This window comes from Rhodosalinus sediminis, from assembly GCF_003385555.1.
GTDB classification, from domain to species: Bacteria; Pseudomonadota; Alphaproteobacteria; order Rhodobacterales; family Rhodobacteraceae; genus Rhodosalinus; species Rhodosalinus sediminis.
Map to the genome: position 1 here is coordinate 67,023 of NZ_QOHR01000009.1, position 17,065 is coordinate 84,087.

Below are 17,065 nucleotides of genomic sequence, written 5' to 3' on the forward strand. Positions count from 1 at the left end.
TGCTGAAGAGCGCCCGCCGTCCGCCTCAGGGAATGATGCGGGTGTACTTCGTCCCTTCCACCGTCACCCCGGCGCGCAGGCCGGCCTGGCCGAAGACGATGGCGATCACCGGCGAGCGGGTCGTCGTCGTCTCGGCGCTCAGGTTCTCGCCGAGGTCGTTGAAGGCGTATTCGATATCCGCGCCCGCGGCCCAGCCGCTGCCGCTGCGGAAGCGCTCGAGCGCCTCCTGCGTCATGAAGAAAAGCACGTGGCTGTACTGCTGCACGCCGATCTGCGGGCCGACGCTGCCGCGCGCGGCGGAGTAGTAATCGACCGTCACCCCGTCGATGCGCAGCGCGCCGCGGCCGTAGGCGCCGCCGAACCCGAGGCCCGCCTCGGTCATCACCGGCATCACGAGCATGCCGACCGACTTGTCGGCGATCACCCGCGTGTCGGGATATCTCGCATACATGCGCTGCAGCGTCGCCTCGACGCGCGCGTCGATCGTCGCCGGCCCGACGCTGCCCACGCCGTTGCCGCAGCCTGCCACCAGCCCCGTCGCGGCCAGTCCCGCGAGGAGCCCCCGTCGTCCGATCACCGTCATGCCGTTCCGCCCTTCGGTTGTCCTGCCTGAGCCTCTGTGTCCGGCCATTCTGCACGGGCCGGCGTCGCCCACAGGATACCCCGTCGCGGCGGCGCTGTCACGCCGCAAGCGCGCCGGCGGCGGCTTATCGCCGGGCCAGCGCCTCCGCGGCGCGCGGGGCGAAATAGGTGAGAATCCCGTCGCAGCCCGCGCGCTTGAAGGCGAGCAGGCTCTCGAGCATCACCCGGTCGCCGTCGAGCCAGCCCTGCCGCGCCGCGCCCTCGAGCATCGCGTATTCGCCGGAGACCTGGTAGGCGTAGGTCGGCGCGCCGAAGGCGTCCTTCGCGCGGCGGCAGATGTCGAGATAGGGCATCCCCGGCTTGACCATCACCGCGTCCGCCCCCTCGGCGAGATCCCGCGCGACGAGGCGCAGCGCCTCGTCGGTGTTGGCGGGATCCATCTGGTAGGTCTTTTTGTCGCCCTTGAGCGCGCCCGACGCGCCCACCGCGTCGCGGAACGGCCCGTAGAAGGCGGAGGCGTATTTCGCCGCGTAGGAGAGCAGCATCACGTCGTGGTGCCCGGCCTCCTCCAGCGCGTCGCGCAGCGCGCCGATGCGCCCGTCCATCATGTCCGAGGGGCCGATGATGTCCGCGCCCGCCTCGGCCTGACTGAGCGCCTGCTTGACCAGCGCCTCCACCGTGGCGTCGTTGAGAACGGTGCCGTCGGCCGCGTTCACGAAGCCGTCGTGGCCGTCGATGTTGTAGGGATCGAGCGCGACGTCGGTCATCACGGCGATCCCGGGCACGGCGTCCTTGATCGCGCGCGTCGCGGTGTTGCTGAGGTTGTCGGGATTCCAGGCCTCGGCGCAGTCCTTCGTCTTCTTCGCTGGGTCGGTGTAGGGGAAGAGGCAGATCGCCGGGATGCCGAGGTCGGCGGCGCGGCGCGCGGCCTCCACCACCTTGTCCACGCTGAGGCGGTGGACGCCGGGCATCGAGGGGATCTCCTCCTCGATGCCCTCGCCGTCGCGCAGGAAGACGGGCCAGATCAGGTCCTCGACCGTCAGCACCGTCTCGCGCGTGAGCGCGCGGGTCGCGGGTCGCGCGCGGGCGCGGCGGAAACGGCCGGCGGGGAAGGGGGCCTGAACGGGCTGCATGGGCGGTCCTCCTCGTGTCGGGGGAGCCTTGCCCGAGCCTGCGCGCGCTGTCCAGTCCTCCTGACAGGGGCGCCGGGCCGCGGCGGCCATGCGCATCCGTCCGCGGAACGGACGCGCTGCCTCCGGGTTCCCCGGGACGCGCGCGCGGCATGCAGAGAAGGGGGCCGCGCGGGTCTGGGCAATCGCGCGTGCGGGCGCTAGGTAGGGCGGCGCGTCGCGAGGTGCAAGGGGGTGGCCGTGGACTGGCCCAACGCCGTTTTCGAGGTGATCGACACGCGGTCCTTCTCGAGCCTCTGGTTCTGGATCGCGCTCGCCGTGACATGGTCGATGGCCAGTCACTGGGTGCTCGGCGTGCCCTACGACATGGTCGCGCGCGCCGCGCGGCGCGGCGGCGCGGCCGCGCACGACCTCGAGGAGATGGTGCGCATCAACGTGGACCGGACGCTTTACATCGCGCGGGCGGGCGGGCTCTGGCTCGTCGGCGCGCTCAGCTTCGCGCTGACGATGCTCGCGCTTCTGGGTTTTCTCTACCGCGTCGAGGTCGCGCAGGCGCTCTTCTGTCTGCTCTTGCCCCTGAGCCTCGTCTGGGTCATGGGGCTGCGCGCCGCGCGGCGCATCCGGGCCGGGGCGCTGACGGGCGACGCGCTCCGCCGGGAGTTGCGCGCCCAGCGCCTTTTCACCCAGGCGGTGGGGATGCTCGCGATCTTTCTCACCGCCCTCTGGGGCATGTATCAGAACCTGTCGCGGCTGCCGCTGGCGGGCTGAGGAACAGGAGACGTCCAGACGATGAACGGCCCAGTTTCAGGCGCCGGGCGCGTCACCATCGGCGGCGCGCCCGAAGGCTTCGACGCCGAGCTCGTCCTGCGCGAGCTCGAGCGCGCGGGCGGCCCGGTGATCCACGTCGCCCGCGACGACCGGCGGATGGCGGCGATGCGCGCCGCGCTCGCCTTCTTCGCGCCCGAGATGCCGGTGCTGAGCTTCCCGGCGTGGGACTGTCTGCCCTACGATCGCGTCTCGCCCAATCCCGATATCTCGGCCGCGCGGATGGCGACGCTCGCCGCGCTGGTGCACGGCGCGCCGCCGCGTTTCGTGCTGCTGACGACGCTCAACGCCGTGACGCAGTATATCCCCGCGCGCGAGGTGCTGGCCGAGGCGGCCTTCGTCGCCGAGGTGGGCAGGCGCATCGACGAGGCGCGGCTGCGCGACTTCCTCGCGCGGATGGGCTTTTCCAACGCGCCCACGGTGACCGAGCCGGGCGACTACGCGATCCGCGGCGGCATCATCGACATCTATCCGCCGGGCGAGGGCGGGCCGGTGCGTCTCGATCTCTTCGGCGACACGCTCGACGGCGCGCGCCGCTTCGACCCGGCCTCCCAGCGCACGACCGAGACGCTCCAGCGCGTGGAGCTCGCGCCGGTCTCCGAGGTCATCCTCGACGAGCCGGCGATCCGGCGCTTCCGCCAGACCTATCGCCTCGAGTTCGGCGCGACGGGGGGCGACGATCCGCTCTACGAGGCCGTCAGCGCGGGCCGCAAGCCGCAGGGCGCGGAGCACTGGCTGCCCTTCTTCCACGACCGGCTGGAGACGCTCTTCGACTACCTGCCCGAGGCGCCCGTCTGCCTCGACGACCAGCTCCGCGCGGCGCATGCGACGCGCTGGGAAAGCGTGGCCGACCAGTACGAGGCCCGGCGCGAGGCGATGACCCGCAAGGATCGCTTCGACACGGTCTACAAGCCCGTGCCGCCGGAGAAGCTCTACCTCGACGAGGCGGCGCTCGAGACCGCGCTCGGCGCGCGGCGGGTGGCGCAGTTCCACCCCCTGCCGCAGCCCTCGGGCCCCGGCGTGACGGATGCCGGCGGGCGCATCGGGCGCAGCTTCGCGCCCGAGCGGCAGAACGAGAATGTAAATCTTTTCAGCGTTCTCGGCGACCATATTCGCGCACAACTTCAAGAGGGGCCGGTCGTCGTCGCCTCCTATTCCGAGGGCGCGCGCGAGCGTCTCGACGGGCTTCTGGAGGACGAGGGGCTGGCCGGCGCTGTGCCGGTGACGGACGCCACGCGCGTCGGCAGGACGGGCCTGCACCTCGCCGTCTGGCCGCTCGAGCAGGGCTTCACCCGGCCGGGGCTGACTGTGATCTCCGAACAGGACGTGCTCGGCGACCGGCTGATCCGCGGCGCAAAGAAACGCCGGCGGGCCGAGAACTTCCTGACTGAGGCTCAATCGCTCTCGGCCGGCGATCTGGTGGTCCACGTCGAGCACGGGATCGGGCGCTACAAGGGCCTCGAGGTGGTCACCGCGGCGGGCGCGGCGCACGAGTGCCTCGTGCTCGAATACGCCGAGGGCGCGAAGCTCTACCTGCCGGTCGAGAACATCGAGCTGCTGACGCGCTACGGCCACGAGGAGGGCCTGCTCGACAAGCTCGGCGGCGGCGCGTGGCAGGCGCGCAAGGCGCGGATGAAGGAGCGCATCCGCGAGACCGCCGAGCGCCTCATCCGCATCGCCGCCGAGCGCGAGCTCAGGAAGGCGCCGGTGCTGGAGCCGCAGGCCCACGCCTGGGAGGCCTTCTGCGCGCGCTTTCCCTACGAGGAGACCGACGACCAGATGCGCGCCATCGAGGACGTGCTCGGCGATCTGGAGGCCGGGCGCCCGATGGACCGGCTGATCTGCGGCGACGTGGGCTTCGGCAAGACCGAGGTGGCGATGCGCGCGGCCTTCGTCGCGGCGATGCAGGGCCGGCAGGTCGCGGTGATCGCGCCGACGACGCTGCTCGCGCGCCAGCACGCGCAGAGCTTCCGCGAGCGCTTCCGCGGCTTCCCGCTCGAGGTGCGCGCGCTCTCGCGCTTCGTCTCGGCGCGCGAGGCGACGGCGACGCGCGCGGGGCTGGCCGACGGGACGGTGGACATCGTGGTGGGCACGCATGCGCTGCTCGCGCAGTCGGTGAAGTTCTCCGACCTCGGGCTGCTGATCGTGGACGAGGAGCAGCGCTTCGGCGTCAAGCACAAGGAGCGGCTGAAGCAGCTGCGCTCGGACGTGCACGTGCTGACGCTGACGGCGACGCCGATCCCGCGCACGCTGCAGATGGCGCTCTCCGGCGTGCGCGACCTCAGCGTGATCGGCACGCCGCCGGTGGACCGGCTGTCGATCCGCACCTACGTCGGCGAGTTCGACGCGGTCACCGTGCGCGAGGCGCTCCTGCGCGAGCACTACCGCGGCGGGCAGAGCTTCTTCGTCGTGCCCCGGGTCTCGGATCTGCCGGAGATGGAGGAGTTCCTGCGCGAGCAGGTGCCCGAGGTCAGCTTCGTCACCGCCCACGGGCAGATGGCCGCCGGCGAGCTCGACGACCGGATGAACGCCTTCTACGACGGCAAGTACGACGTGCTGCTGGCCACGACGATCGTGGAATCGGGCCTCGACATCCCGACGGCGAACACGATGGTGATCCACCGCGCCGACCGCTTCGGCCTCGCCCAGCTCTACCAGATCCGCGGGCGGGTCGGGCGGTCGAAGACGCGCGCCTACGCCTATCTCACCACCAAGCCCCGCGCGCCGCTCACGCCGCAGGCGGAAAAGCGGCTCAAGGTGCTGGGCAGCCTCGACGCGCTCGGCGCTGGCTTCACCCTGGCGAGCCAGGATCTCGACATCCGCGGCGCCGGAAACCTCATCGGCGAGGAGCAGTCGGGCCAGATGCGCGACGTGGGCTTCGAGCTTTACCAGTCGATGCTGGAGGAGGCGATCGCCAAGATCCGCTCGGGCGAGGCCGAGGGCATCGCCGAGACCGGCGAGCAGTGGGCGCCGCAGATCAACCTCGGCGTACCGGTGCTGATCCCGGAGGACTACGTGCCCGACCTCGACGTGCGGCTCGGGCTCTACCGGCGTCTCTCGTCGCTGACGACGAAGGTGGAGCTCGAGGGCTTCGCCGCGGAGCTGATCGACCGCTTCGGCGAGCTCCCGCGGGAGGTGAACACGCTCCTCGTGGTGGTGCGGCTCAAGGCGATGTGCAAGCGCGCCCATATCGCCAAGCTCGACGGCGGGCCGAAGGGCGCGACGGTGCAGTTCCACGAGGACCGCTTCCCGAACCCCGAGGGGCTCGTCGAGTTCATCAAGGCGCAGAAGGGGCTCGCCAAGGTCAAGGACAACAAGGTCGTCGTGCGCCGCGACTGGACGAGCGAGAAGGAGCGCGTGCGCGGCGCCTTCGCCATCGCGCAGGACCTCGCGAAGAAGGCCGAGGCGGTGGCGGAGCGCGGCCAAGCGGTTTGAAAACCGCTTGGCGAAGGCGCTTGGAAGCGCCTTCGGCGGCGGCGTCAGCCGCCGCCGCGGCCGGCGGCGCGCCTCTGCTCCAGGAGCCGGCGCGCGCGGCGCTCGGCGAGGCGGACGCGCACGGAGGTCATGAAGGCCTCCTGCGTGGTCGAGGAGGTGGCGCCGAGCGCCTCGGCCACCTCTTCGATCAGCCGGTCGTCGCCGAGCTCGTCGGCCGCCGCGATCGCGTCCTGCGCCAGCGCGTCGGCGAGATCCTCCGTCACTCCCATCGGCTCACCCCCGATCAGTCTCCGTCGATCAGCAACCGTCGATCAGCGCGTCGTCTCGGTCAGGCGGCGCTTCACGTAGTCGGTGACCGTCTCGATCATCGGCTCCATGTGCGCGCCCTCGAAGAAGTGGCCCGCGCCTTCGATTTCCTCGTGGCTCACGGTGATGCCCTTCTGCTCCTGCAGCTTGGCGGCGAGCGCGGCGGTGTCGGAGGGCGGCGCTACGCGGTCGGCGGTGCCGTTGATCAGGAGCCCGGAGGAGGGGCAGGGCGCGAGGAAGGAGAAGTCGTACATGTTCGCCGGCGGAGAAACCGAGATGAAGCCCGTGATCTCGGGCCGGCGCATCAGGAGCTGCATCCCGATCCAGGCGCCGAAGGAGAAGCCCGCGACCCAGCAGTGCTTGGAATTCTGGTTCATCGACTGCAGATAGTCGAGCGCGGAGGCCGCGTCGGAGAGTTCGCCCACCCCCTGGTCGTACTCACCTTGGCTGCGGCCCACGCCCCGGAAGTTGAAGCGCAGCACGGTGAAGCCCATCCGGTGGAAGGCGTAATGCAGGTTGTAGACCACCTTGTTGTTCATCGTGCCGCCGAACTGCGGATGTGGGTGCAGCATCAGCGCGATCGGCGCGTCGCGGTCCTTCTGCGGGTGGTATCGGCCTTCGAGACGGCCCTCGGGGCCGGGAAAGATGACCTCGGGCATGGGGTCTTGTCGCTCCTGCTGACGCGGACGGAATCGTTGACGGGAGCGCCGTACCTTCTTAGAATTATTCTAATCGGGATGCGCTGGACACGACCGCAGGTAAGCACTGCGGCACGCGCGGTCAACATGTGGACAGGGGAAGGGGTCGGGCGGTGAAGCTCAGCACGAAAGGGCGCTACGCGATGGTGGCGCTGGCGGATATCGCGCTGCAACCCGAGGACGCGCTGGTGAGCCTCGGCGACATCGCGAAGCGGCAGGCGATCTCGCTGCCCTATCTGGAGCAGCTCTTCGTGCGGCTGCGCCGGGCGGGGCTCGTGACCTCGGTGCGCGGGCCGGGCGGCGGTTACCGCCTCGCGCGGCCGGCCTCGGAGATCCGCGTGGTCGAGGTGCTCTCGGCCGTGGACGAGACGGTGGACGCCATGCAGAAGGGCCTCGGCGCGACAGGCGGGCTTTCGGGGACGAAGGCGCAGTCGTTGACGAACCGCCTCTGGCAGAGCCTCTCGGCGAACGTCTACGTCTTCCTGCACCAGACGCGGCTCTCGGACGTGGTGAACAACACCCTCGCGCCGTGCCCGGCGGTGCCGGACCTGTTCTCGGTGGTGGACGAGTGAGCGCGGGCCGTGGGCCGGGTCTGGGGCCGGGTCGGGGGGCGCTGCCCCCGTCGCGCCTGTCGGCGCGACTCCCCCGGAGTATTTTCGCCAAGGTGATGGGCCGCGAGGAGGCGCGATGAGCCGGGTCTATCTCGACTGGAACGCGACGGCGCCGCTGCGCCCGGAGGCGCGGGCGGCGGTGGCGGATGCGCTCGACCTGATCGGCAATCCCTCGTCGGTGCACGAGGAGGGGCGAGCGGCCAAGGCCGCGATCGAGCGGGCGCGCGCGCAGGTGCTCGAGGCGATCGGGGGCGAGGGCTACGATCTCGTCTTCACCTCCGGCGCGACGGAGGCGGCCGCGCTCGCCTGCGCGGGGCGCGGGCTCGCCGGCGCGGCGATCGAGCACGACGCCGTGCGCGCGTGGATCGAGGAGGTGTTGCCGGTGGACGGCGAGGGCCGCGTGCGCGTCGCCGATCCGGCGGGATCGGTCCTGCAGCTCGCCAACTCCGAGACCGGCGTGGTGCAGGCGCTGCCCGCGGGGCTCGCCGTCTCGGACATGACGCAGGGCTTCGGCAAGCTGCCGCTGCGACTGTCGGAGACGGGCGTCGAGATGGCCTTCGTCTCGGCGCACAAGATCGGCGGGCCGAAGGGCGTGGGCGCGCTCCTGTTGCGGCAGGGGCGCGACGTGGCGGCGCGCATCCGCGGCGGCGGGCAGGAGATGGGCCGGCGCTCGGGGACCGAGAACATCCCCGGCATCGCGGGCTTCGGCGCGGCGGCGGAGGCGGCGCGGCGCGATCTCGACGCGGGGCTCTGGGACGGGGTCGCGGAACTTAGAAATATTCTAGAGAAAAACCTTGAGGCCCTCGGGGGCCAGATTATTTTGGTCGGGAAAGGGGCGCGGCGGCTGCCGAACACGGTCTGCGTCGCGGTCCCCGGCTGGAAGGGAGAGACGCAGGTGATGACCATGGATCTCGCGGGGATCTCGGTCTCGGCCGGCTCGGCCTGTTCCAGCGGCAAGGTCCGGGCGAGCGGCGTGCTGCGCGCCATGGGCCACGACGACGCGACCGCGGCGAGCGCGCTGCGGGTGAGCTTCGGGCCCGGCGTCACGCGGGCGGAGCTCGACCGCTTCGCCGAGCGTTGGGGCGCCGCGCTGGCGCGGCACCGGGCGCGCGCGGCCTGAGCGTCGGACCGATCGAGCGGCGGCCCTGCGACAGCGGGCCGTCGGGCGCCCCGGGGGCGCATGAGGTAAGCGCCCCGCACGGGGCGCGAGCGAAGGCCCCGCAGGGGGCGGCAGGGAAAGCATCAGCGGGCCGCCGGCCCCGACCAGACCGAGGAGACGAACGATGAGCGCATTGGACAAGCTCGACGTAAAGGAAGGCGTCGACCGCGAGACGGTCGAGACCGTGCGCGAGGTCGGCGGCAAGTACAAGTACGGCTGGGAAACCGACATCGAGATGGACTATGCGCCGAAGGGCCTGACGGCCGACATCGTGCGCCTCATCTCCGAAAAGAACGGCGAGCCGGAGTGGATGACCGACTGGCGGCTCCAGGCTTACGAGCGCTGGCTGCAGATGAAGGAGCCGGAGTGGGCCTTCATCGACTATCCCACGATCGACTTCCAGGAACAGTATTACTACGCCCGGCCGAAGAGCATGGCGGAGAAGCCGAAGTCGCTCGACGAGGTGGATCCGAAGCTCCTCGAGACCTACGAGAAGCTCGGCATCCCGCTGAAGGAGCAGATGGTGCTCGCCGGCGTCGAGGGCGCGGAAAACGCGGCGCCCGCCGAGGCGCGCGAGGGCGAGCGCAAGGTGGCCGTCGACGCGGTCTTCGACAGCGTCTCGGTCGGCACGACCTTCCAGGAGGAGTTGAAGAAGGCGGGCGTCATCTTCTGCTCGATCTCCGAGGCGATTCAGGAGCACCCGGAGCTCGTGAAGAAGTACCTCGGCTCGGTGGTGCCGGTCTCGGACAACTTCTACGCGACGCTGAACAGCGCCGTCTTCTCCGACGGTTCCTTCGTTTACGTGCCGCCGGGCGTGCGCTGCCCGATGGAGCTTTCGACCTATTTCCGCATCAACGCCGAGAACACCGGGCAGTTCGAGCGCACGCTCATCATCGCCGACAAGGGGTCTTACGTGAGCTACCTCGAGGGCTGCACGGCGCCCCAGCGCGACGAGAGCCAGCTGCACGCGGCCGTCGTCGAGATCATCGCCGAGGAGGACGCGGAGGTGAAATACTCCACCGTCCAGAACTGGTTCCCCGGCGACGAAGAGGGCAAGGGCGGCATCTACAACTTCGTCACCAAGCGCGCCGACTGCCGCGGCGACCGCTCCAAGGTGATGTGGACGCAGGTGGAGACGGGCAGCTCGGTGACCTGGAAGTATCCCTCCTGCATCCTGCGCGGGAACGACTCCCAGGGCGAGTTCTACTCGATCGCCATCACCAACAACCATCAGCAGGCCGACACCGGCACGAAGATGGTGCATCTGGGCAAGAACACCCGCTCGCGGATCGTCTCCAAGGGGATCAGCGCCGGGGAGAGCTCGAACACCTACCGCGGGCTCGTCTCGATGCACCCGAAGGCGAAGAACAGCCGCAACTTCACGCAGTGCGACTCGCTCCTGATCGGGGATCGGTGCGGCGCGCACACGGTTCCCTACATCGAGGTGAAGAACAACTCGAGCCGGGTGGAGCACGAGGCGACCACCTCCAAGGTGGACGAGGACCAGATGTTCTATTGCCGCCAGCGCGGCATGGACGAGGAGGAGGCCGTGGCGCTCATCGTCAACGGCTTCGCCAAGGAGGTGCTGCAGGCCCTGCCGATGGAGTTCGCCATGGAAGCGCAGCAGCTCGTGGCGATCTCGCTCGAAGGGTCGGTGGGCTGAGACCGGAGAAGGCGCGATGATCGTCACCACCACGCCCCATGTCGAGGGCCGCACCATCGAGACGTATCACGGCATCGTCACGGGCGAGGCGATCATCGGCGCCAACGTCTTCCGCGACGTCTTCGCCGGGATCACCGACATCCTCGGCGGGCGCTCCGGCGCCTACGAGGCGAGCCTCGCCGAAGCGCGGGAGACGGCGACCCGCGAGATGGAAAGCCGCGCGGCGGCGCTCGGCGCCGATGCGGTGGTGGGCGTCGATCTGGATTACGAGGTCATCAACAACATGCTGATGGTCTCGGCCTCGGGCACCGGCGTCACGCTGGGCTGAGCCATGGCCGCGCGGCATGCCAAAACCACCCCGGCGCGGCCGGAGCTCACGCTTCCCGACCGGGAGGCCGAGGCGCTGAGCGCCGCCTACGCGGGCGCGGCGTCGATCCTCGAATACGGCTCGGGCGGGTCGACCGTCCTCGCCGCCGAAATGCCGGGCAAGCGGGTCGTCGCGGTGGAGAGCGATCCGGACTGGGCCGCCGCGATGCGCGCCTGGTTCAACGCCAACCCGCCAGCCGACGGGTCCGCCGTAGAGGTGATGTGGGCTGACATCGGCCCGACCAAGAAGTGGGGCCGTCCGGCTGACGACACGGGCTGGCGGCGCTACGCGCACTACCCGCTCACGGTCTGGGATCGCGCGGAGCTGGCGCCCGACGTGGTGCTGGTGGACGGGCGGTTCCGCGTGGGTTGCGCGCTCGCGGCGCTCTTCCGGGCGCCGGGGCCGTTCACGCTCCTCTTCGACGACTACGCGCCGCGGCAGCGCTACCACGTCGTGGAGGAGTATCTGGGGCCGCCGCACCGCATGGCGGGGCGCATGGCCCTCTGGGAGGTGACGCCGCAGCCGGTGCCGGCCGAGCGGCTGACGCAAATCGTGACGCTGATGACGCGGCCGTGACCGCCGCAAAGGACAAGGGACCGACGACATGCTGACCATCGAGAACCTGCACGTGAAGCTCGAGGAGGAGGACAAGGAGATCCTCAAGGGCGTGGACCTCTCCGTCGAGGCGGGCAAGGTGCACGCGATCATGGGCCCGAACGGCTCGGGCAAGTCCACGCTCTCCTACGTGCTCTCGGGGCGCGAGGGCTACGAGGTGACCGAGGGCTCGGCGCAGCTCGACGGGCAGGAGATCCTCGAGATGGAGCCGGAGGAGCGCGCGGCGGCCGGCCTCTTCCTCGCCTTCCAGTACCCGGTGGAGATCCCGGGCGTGGGCAACATGACCTTCCTGCGCACCGCGGTGAACGCGCAGCGCAAGGCCCGCGGGCAGGAGGAGATGAACTCGACCGAGTTCCTGAAGCTCGTGCGCGCCCGCGCCAAGGAGCTCGACATCGACGCCGAGATGCTCAAGCGGGGCGTCAACTCGGGCTTCTCCGGCGGTGAGAAGAAGCGCAACGAGATCCTGCAGATGGCCATGCTCGAGCCGCGCATGTGCATCCTCGACGAGACGGACTCCGGCCTCGACGTGGACGCGATGAAGCTCGTGGCGCAGGGCGTCAACAAGCTGCGCGACGCGGGCCGGGGCTTCCTCGTGATCACGCACTATCAGCGGCTTCTGGATCACATCGTTCCGGACGTGGTGCACATCATGGCGAACGGCCGCATCGTGAAGACCGGGGGCCCCGAGCTCGCCCTCGAGGTCGAGAAGAGCGGCTACGCGGACTTCGCCGGGGAGGTGGCCTGATGGCGCTTCCGCAGCCCAAGATCGACACGCTCGAGGCGCGCCTCGGCGCGCTTACGATGCCCGCCGACGGCTGGCCGCGCGCCGCGCGCGAGGCCGCGCTGGAACGGCTGCGCGCCATGGGGCTTCCCGGTGCGCGCGACGAATACTGGAAGTTCACGCGCCCCGACACGCTGACCGCGCCGGAGGCGCCGGAGGCGGCGCTCTTCGACGCGGGCGAGCCGCCGATGTTCGACGCCTTCGACCGGCTGAAGATCGTCTTCACCGACGGCGTCTTCGACCCGGCGGCCTCGGACGACCTCGCGCTCGAGGGGATCGAGATCGCGCGCCTCGAAGAGGCGGGCGCGGCCGACCTGCACTGGGCGCGCGAGGTCTACGGCACGCTCGAGGCGCGCGGGCACGCCCCCGTGCCGCGCCCGCTCGCCGCGCTGAACACGGCCTATGCCACCGACGGCGTGCTGATCCGGGTGACGGCGACGCCCTCTAAGCCCGTCAGCCTGATCTATCGCCACGCCTCCACCACCTCGGACGCTTACCTGCATCACTGCATCAAGGTGGAGACGGGCGCGAGCCTCACGCTTCTGGAGAATGGCCCGGCGGCGGCGCGCTTCAACAACGTGATCGAGGCGGACATCGCCGACGGCGCGACGCTGCACCACGTGCGCGCGCAGGGCCGCGACCATGAGCGCCGCGCGGCCACGCACATCTTCGCCCGCCTCGGCGAAGCGAGCGTGTTCAAGAGCTTCTCGGTCACGGTGAACGGCGTGATGACCCGCAACGAGACCGTCGTCGAGATGGCGGGCGAGCGCGGCGTCGCGCATATCGCGGGGGCGAGCGTGGGCGACCGCGGCTTTCACGGCGACGACACGGTGTTCATCACCCACGCCGCGCCGGACTGCGAAAGCCGCCAAGTCTTCAAGAAGGTGCTGCGCAACGGCGCGACCGGCGTCTTTCAGGGCAAGATCCTCGTGCCTTCGGTCGCGCAGCGCACGGACGGCTACCAGATCAGCCAGTCGCTTCTGCTGGACGACGACAGCCAGTTCCTCGCCAAGCCGGAGCTCGAGATCTACGCCGACGACGTGGCCTGTTCGCACGGCTCGACCTCCGGCGCGATCGACGAGGACTCGCTCTTCTACCTGCGCGCCCGCGGCGTGACGAAGGACGAGGCGACGGACATCCTGACGCTTTCCTTCCTCGCCGAGGCGGTTGAGGAGATCGAGGACGAGGACCTCGCCGGGGACATCACCGCGCGGCTCGAGGGCTGGCTCGCCCGACGGCGCGGCTGATGCCCGTGACAACCGACATCGTGGCGACCTACCGGTCGCCGCGGAAGGTCATGCGCCACCTGCTCGACGCCGGGCGGCGCGAGGACCGGGCGCTCGCCATACTGATGGGCGGGTGCCTTCTGGCGTTCGTGGGCCGCTGGCCGGCGCTTCAGCGCGCCGCGACACTGGGCGAAGAGGGGCCGTCGTTCGAGGCGATGATGGCCGGCGCGCTTTTCGCGTGGCTCTTCGTCGCACCGCTCCTCTTCTACCTGCTCGCGGCGATCTCGCATCTGGTCGCGCGGCTCTTCGGGGGGCAGGGCAGCTACTTCGGCGCGCGTCTCGCGCTCTTCTGGTCCTTCCTCGCCGCCGCGCCGCTTCTCCTGCTCTACGGGCTGGTCGAGGGCTTCGTCGGCCCCGGCCCGGGCTTGCAGGCCGTCGGTGTTCTGTGGTTGATCGCCTTCGGGTGGTTCTGGATCGCCAGCCTTCGCGAAGCCGAGAGGACACAGGCATGACGACCGCGGCGCTCGGGGAGCTGGCGAACGAGACGATACGCGATCCGCAGGGGGCGGCGCGCCGTCTTCTGGCGCTGAAGCTGCCGCGCAATGTGCTCTTGACGGCGCTCGCGCTGGTGATCGTGCTGAACGCTGCCGTCTACGGCCTGTCGAACCTGATCACGCCGCCGCCGGCCGAGGTGCCGATGGCCGCGCTCGCCCCGGTGCCCTTCGCGGCCTTCCTCGCCGCGGGGCTGATCGGCACGATCCTCGGCCTCTGGTACGTGGGCCGCGCGATCGGGGGCACGGGCACGCTGGAGGACGTGATGGTCCTCCTCGTGTGGCTGCAGGCGCTGCGCCTCGCCGTGCAGGCGGCGCTTCTGGTGCTCGTGCCGCTGAGCCCGGTGCTGTCGTCGCTCGTGGTGCTCGCCGCGGCGGTGATCGGTTTCTGGATCCTGCTGAATTTCGTCGACGTGGCGCATGATTACGGCAGCCTGCTGAAGTCCTTCGGGGCGATCGCGCTCAGCGTGCTGGCGCTCGCGCTCGGGCTCACGCTGCTCGTGACGCTCTTCGGCGGCGCCCTACCTCAGCCCTGACGCGATAGGGGACGATGGCGATGTACGACGTGAACGCGATCCGGGCGGAGTTTCCGATCCTCTCGCGGGAGGTGAACGGCAAGCCGCTCGTCTATCTCGACAACGGCGCCTCGGCGCAGAAGCCGCAGTGCGTGATCGACGCGGTGACCCGCGCCTATGCGGAGGAATACGCCAACGTCCACCGCGGGCTGCACTATCTCTCCAACCTCGCCACGGAGAAATACGAGGGCGTGCGCGGCACCGTCGCGCGCTTCCTCGGCGCGCCCTCGGAGGACGAGATCGTGATGACCTCGGGCACCACCGAGGGGATCAACCTAGTCGCCTATGGCTGGGCGATGCCGCGGATCGAGCCGGGCGACGAGATCGTGCTGTCGGTGATGGAGCATCACGCCAACATCGTGCCCTGGCACTTCCTGCGCGAGCGCCACGGCGCGGTGCTGAAATGGGTGGACGTGGACGCCACCGGCGCGCTCGACCCGCAGGCGGTGATCGACGCGATCGGGCCGAAGACGAAGCTCGTGGCCGTCACCCATCTCTCCAACGTGCTCGGCACGAAGGTCGACGTTCAGGCGATCTGCGCCGGCGCCCGCGCCAAGGGCGTGCCGGTTCTGGTGGACGGCAGCCAGGGCGCGGTGCACATGCCGGTGAACCTTTCCGAGCTCGGCTGCGATTTCTACGCGATCACGGGGCACAAGCTCTACGGCCCCTCGGGCTCCGGCGCGATCTGGATCGCGCGCGAGCGGATGGAGGAAATGCGCCCCTTCATCGGCGGCGGCGACATGATCCGCGAGGTGCATAAGGACAGCGTCACCTACGCCGACCCCCCGATGAAATTCGAGGCGGGCACGCCCGGCATCGTGCAGCAGATCGGCCTCGGCGTCGCGCTCGAGTGGCTGATGGATCTCGGCATGGAAGCGGTGGCCGCGCACGAGGACCGGCTGCGCGACTATGCCGTCAGCCGCCTCGGCGGGCTCAACTGGCTGAGCGTGCAGGGCACGACGCCGGACAAGGCGGCGATCTTCTCCTTCACGATGGAGGGGGCGGCGCATGCGCACGACATCTCCACCATCCTCGACAAGAAGGGCGTCGCCGTGCGCGCCGGTCAGCACTGCACCGGCCCGCTGATGGAGTTCCTCGGCACGCCGGCCACCTGCCGGGCGAGCTTCGGGCTCTACAACACCGAGGGCGAGGTCGACGCGCTGGTCGACGCGCTGGAGCTCGCGCACGAGCTCTTCGCCTGAGCGGGCGAAGTTTCGCCCGCGTCAGGGTTGCGCCGCCGGCCCCGCGACGATAAGCGGGGCCTGCGGGTCGCATAGCTCAGCTGGATAGAGCGCTGGCCTCCGAAGCCAGAGGTCCCAGGTTCGAATCCTGGTGCGACCGCCATATTGTGCATTTTCTTTCGTGTCAGGAACTTCGCCGGGGCCGAGCACCCGAACACGTCTCTCCCGCGATGTCGCCGACAGCGGGATCACCCTTGACCCACCGTGCGGGCCGGTTTTCAGCTATGATTGCGGCATCGTCCCCGCGGCCACATTACCGGGGCGGATAGCCTTCGTCACGAGAAGGCTCGGAGCCGGCGCGGAAGCGGCTTCGCGGCCGCCCATGTGTTTCGCGGCCGTGAAGGGTGCTGAGACGCAAGGCCGCGCGTCGTCCATCGGGCTCGAACCGATGGCGCCCTGATGAACGACCGTTTCGGACGCACCAGGGCCTGGTGCGGCAGCGCACGCACCTCATCAACGCACTCCGGGGCCATCTGGCCGAGTTTGGACAAGTGGCGCCGGAGGGGCCGGCGAGTCCGAAGGGGCTCGAGACCGCGCTGGCCGACGAGACCAGCGACTTGCCGGAGACGGTTCGGCAGATGGGGGCGATCTCCCTCGAGCAGATCGCGCGCCGCACCGAGGTGATCGAACGCCTCGCGGCCGAGCTCGAGGCGGCATCGAAGACGGACGCACACCTGCGGCGGCTGTGCACCATCCCCGGGATCGGCCCCGTGCCCGCAGGCGCCGTCGCGGCGTTCGCGTCGGACCTCGACACCTTTGACAGCGGGCGCACCTTCGCTGCGTCGTGCTGCAAGCACGCCTTTGGCGTGACGCTCGGCCTGGGGCCACGACAGAGGTCCACGGGCGGCAAGTCGAGTTTGGGGATCGGTCAGTAAGATGGGGCCGACCGACATCCGGCGTTTGCTGATCGTCGGGGCCATGAGCGTGGTCCGCTGGGTGGTCCGAAACGGCGGCAGTCCGAACCCCTGGTTGGCCGCTCTCGTGAACTGATTCGGTGGATTCCCCTGCCCCTGGAGCCGGAGGGCGTCACGTATGCCATGACGGTTCTATAGAATCAGGCAGAGGGTGCACCGATGAAGACGAAGATCATTCGGGTTCGTGGATGAGCATCGCCATATCTGGCCCGTTCGCGTTCGCCGGCGGTCTCAAACCGATGGCGACCACCGGCTCACTCTGTGCCGTGCTCAGCGTCTCTGTCAGTGAGCACTCATGCGTGGCGCCGACGGCCGGAGAGCAAGCGCAGCATCGAGAACCGCGCGCTTCTGGACGACATCTGTCAATCGGCATCCAAACGGGACCC

At 70.0% G+C, this 17,065-nt stretch carries 18 protein-coding genes and 1 tRNA gene; 15 read left to right on the forward strand and 4 right to left on the reverse strand.

Annotation, left to right across the window (positions count from 1 at the left end; genetic code table 11):
- Positions 1 to 25: 25 nt before the first annotated feature.
- Together DRV84_RS08785 and hemB are read right to left on the reverse strand one after the other, a co-directional pair.
- On the reverse strand, positions 26 to 583 hold the full coding sequence (locus tag DRV84_RS08785) for a lipid-binding SYLF domain-containing protein (protein WP_115979514.1): 558 nt from the start codon (positions 581 to 583) through the stop codon (positions 26 to 28).
- A gap of 124 nt (positions 584 to 707) precedes the next feature.
- Entirely contained in the window at positions 708 to 1,715 is a 1,008-nt protein-coding gene (hemB, locus tag DRV84_RS08790) for a porphobilinogen synthase (protein WP_115979515.1), read from the reverse strand.
- A gap of 237 nt (positions 1,716 to 1,952) precedes the next feature.
- Between hemB and DRV84_RS08795 the strand changes: the two genes are divergently transcribed.
- Both DRV84_RS08795 and mfd read left to right on the forward strand, forming a co-directional pair.
- The gene (locus tag DRV84_RS08795) at positions 1,953 to 2,480 is read left to right on the forward strand and encodes a component of SufBCD complex (protein WP_115979531.1); all 528 of its coding nucleotides are present in this window, start codon (positions 1,953 to 1,955) and stop codon (positions 2,478 to 2,480) included.
- A 21-nt stretch (positions 2,481 to 2,501) separates the two neighbouring features.
- Positions 2,502 to 5,972, forward strand: coding sequence for a transcription-repair coupling factor (mfd, locus tag DRV84_RS08800; RefSeq protein WP_115979516.1), 3,471 nt, complete (start codon positions 2,502 to 2,504; stop codon positions 5,970 to 5,972).
- A 44-nt stretch (positions 5,973 to 6,016) separates the two neighbouring features.
- Here the strand turns inward: mfd and DRV84_RS08805 are convergent, their stop codons facing one another.
- Positions 6,017 to 6,241, reverse strand: a complete 225-nt coding sequence (locus DRV84_RS08805; RefSeq protein WP_115979517.1) for a hypothetical protein — start codon at positions 6,239 to 6,241, stop codon at positions 6,017 to 6,019.
- A gap of 42 nt (positions 6,242 to 6,283) precedes the next feature.
- Complete coding sequence (locus DRV84_RS08810; protein WP_115979518.1) at positions 6,284 to 6,937, reverse strand: alpha/beta hydrolase; 654 nt, start codon at positions 6,935 to 6,937, stop codon at positions 6,284 to 6,286.
- A 152-nt stretch (positions 6,938 to 7,089) separates the two neighbouring features.
- On the opposite strand from DRV84_RS08810, the gene iscR reads away from it, so the two are divergent.
- The 13 genes from iscR to DRV84_RS15865 all read left to right on the forward strand — a co-directional run.
- Entirely contained in the window at positions 7,090 to 7,548 is a 459-nt protein-coding gene (iscR, locus tag DRV84_RS08815; RefSeq protein ID WP_115979519.1) for a Fe-S cluster assembly transcriptional regulator IscR, read from the forward strand.
- Positions 7,549 to 7,663: 115 nt separating this feature from the next.
- Positions 7,664 to 8,707 carry a cysteine desulfurase family protein gene (locus tag DRV84_RS08820; protein WP_115979520.1) on the forward strand — a complete coding sequence of 348 codons (1,044 nt, stop codon included), beginning with the start codon at positions 7,664 to 7,666 and terminating at the stop codon, positions 8,705 to 8,707.
- Positions 8,708 to 8,870: 163 nt separating this feature from the next.
- Positions 8,871 to 10,409: a Fe-S cluster assembly protein SufB gene (gene sufB, locus DRV84_RS08825; RefSeq protein ID WP_115979521.1), complete on the forward strand. Its 1,539-nt coding sequence runs from the start codon at positions 8,871 to 8,873 to the stop codon at positions 10,407 to 10,409.
- Positions 10,410 to 10,425: 16 nt separating this feature from the next.
- Positions 10,426 to 10,737: a heavy metal-binding domain-containing protein gene (locus DRV84_RS08830; RefSeq protein WP_115979522.1), complete on the forward strand. Its 312-nt coding sequence runs from the start codon at positions 10,426 to 10,428 to the stop codon at positions 10,735 to 10,737.
- Positions 10,738 to 10,740: 3 nt separating this feature from the next.
- Positions 10,741 to 11,352, forward strand: a complete 612-nt coding sequence (locus DRV84_RS08835) for a hypothetical protein (protein ID WP_115979523.1) — start codon at positions 10,741 to 10,743, stop codon at positions 11,350 to 11,352.
- Positions 11,353 to 11,380: 28 nt separating this feature from the next.
- A complete protein-coding gene (gene sufC, locus DRV84_RS08840) occupies positions 11,381 to 12,136 on the forward strand; it encodes a Fe-S cluster assembly ATPase SufC (protein WP_115979524.1) in 756 nt (251 codons plus the stop codon).
- On the forward strand, positions 12,136 to 13,419 hold the full coding sequence (locus tag DRV84_RS08845) for a SufB/SufD family protein (RefSeq protein WP_115979525.1): 1,284 nt from the start codon (positions 12,136 to 12,138) through the stop codon (positions 13,417 to 13,419). Before sufC ends, DRV84_RS08845 begins: the two co-directional genes overlap by 1 nt.
- Positions 13,419 to 13,910 carry a YIP1 family protein gene (locus tag DRV84_RS08850; RefSeq protein ID WP_115979526.1) on the forward strand — a complete coding sequence of 164 codons (492 nt, stop codon included), beginning with the start codon at positions 13,419 to 13,421 and terminating at the stop codon, positions 13,908 to 13,910. Before DRV84_RS08845 ends, DRV84_RS08850 begins: the two co-directional genes overlap by 1 nt.
- A complete protein-coding gene (locus DRV84_RS08855) occupies positions 13,907 to 14,485 on the forward strand; it encodes a YIP1 family protein (RefSeq protein ID WP_115979527.1) in 579 nt (192 codons plus the stop codon). Before DRV84_RS08850 ends, DRV84_RS08855 begins: the two co-directional genes overlap by 4 nt.
- Positions 14,486 to 14,505: 20 nt before the next feature.
- Positions 14,506 to 15,726: a cysteine desulfurase gene (locus DRV84_RS08860; protein WP_115979528.1), complete on the forward strand. Its 1,221-nt coding sequence runs from the start codon at positions 14,506 to 14,508 to the stop codon at positions 15,724 to 15,726.
- A gap of 65 nt (positions 15,727 to 15,791) precedes the next feature.
- Positions 15,792 to 15,868, forward strand: a tRNA-Arg gene (locus DRV84_RS08865).
- 328 nt (positions 15,869 to 16,196) lie between these two features.
- Positions 16,197 to 16,640: a transposase gene (locus tag DRV84_RS08870; RefSeq protein ID WP_239995034.1), complete on the forward strand. Its 444-nt coding sequence runs from the start codon at positions 16,197 to 16,199 to the stop codon at positions 16,638 to 16,640.
- A 227-nt stretch (positions 16,641 to 16,867) separates the two neighbouring features.
- On the forward strand, positions 16,868 to 17,065 hold a 198-nt coding region (locus tag DRV84_RS15865), incomplete at its 3' end, for a hypothetical protein (RefSeq protein WP_205026729.1).

Excerpts from the sequence above, each read along its gene's own strand:
- DRV84_RS08785 (WP_115979514.1), bottom strand. The coding sequence starts at position 583 with ATGACGGTGATCGGACGACGGGGGCTCCTCGCGGGACTGGCCGCGACG.
- hemB (WP_115979515.1), bottom strand. The coding sequence starts at position 1,715 with ATGCAGCCCGTTCAGGCCCCCTTCCCCGCCGGCCGTTTCCGCCGCGCC.
- mfd (WP_115979516.1), top strand. The coding sequence starts at position 2,502 with ATGAACGGCCCAGTTTCAGGCGCCGGGCGCGTCACCATCGGCGGCGCG.
- DRV84_RS08805 (WP_115979517.1), bottom strand. The coding sequence starts at position 6,241 with ATGGGAGTGACGGAGGATCTCGCCGACGCGCTGGCGCAGGACGCGATC.
- DRV84_RS08810 (WP_115979518.1), bottom strand. The coding sequence starts at position 6,937 with ATGCCCGAGGTCATCTTTCCCGGCCCCGAGGGCCGTCTCGAAGGCCGA.
- DRV84_RS08820 (WP_115979520.1), top strand. The coding sequence starts at position 7,664 with ATGAGCCGGGTCTATCTCGACTGGAACGCGACGGCGCCGCTGCGCCCG.
- sufB (WP_115979521.1), top strand. The coding sequence starts at position 8,871 with ATGAGCGCATTGGACAAGCTCGACGTAAAGGAAGGCGTCGACCGCGAG.
- DRV84_RS08830 (WP_115979522.1), top strand. The coding sequence starts at position 10,426 with ATGATCGTCACCACCACGCCCCATGTCGAGGGCCGCACCATCGAGACG.
- DRV84_RS08835 (WP_115979523.1), top strand. The coding sequence starts at position 10,741 with ATGGCCGCGCGGCATGCCAAAACCACCCCGGCGCGGCCGGAGCTCACG.
- sufC (WP_115979524.1), top strand. The coding sequence starts at position 11,381 with ATGCTGACCATCGAGAACCTGCACGTGAAGCTCGAGGAGGAGGACAAG.
- DRV84_RS08845 (WP_115979525.1), top strand. The coding sequence starts at position 12,136 with ATGGCGCTTCCGCAGCCCAAGATCGACACGCTCGAGGCGCGCCTCGGC.
- DRV84_RS08850 (WP_115979526.1), top strand. The coding sequence starts at position 13,419 with ATGCCCGTGACAACCGACATCGTGGCGACCTACCGGTCGCCGCGGAAG.
- DRV84_RS08855 (WP_115979527.1), top strand. The coding sequence starts at position 13,907 with ATGACGACCGCGGCGCTCGGGGAGCTGGCGAACGAGACGATACGCGAT.
- DRV84_RS08860 (WP_115979528.1), top strand. The coding sequence starts at position 14,506 with ATGTACGACGTGAACGCGATCCGGGCGGAGTTTCCGATCCTCTCGCGG.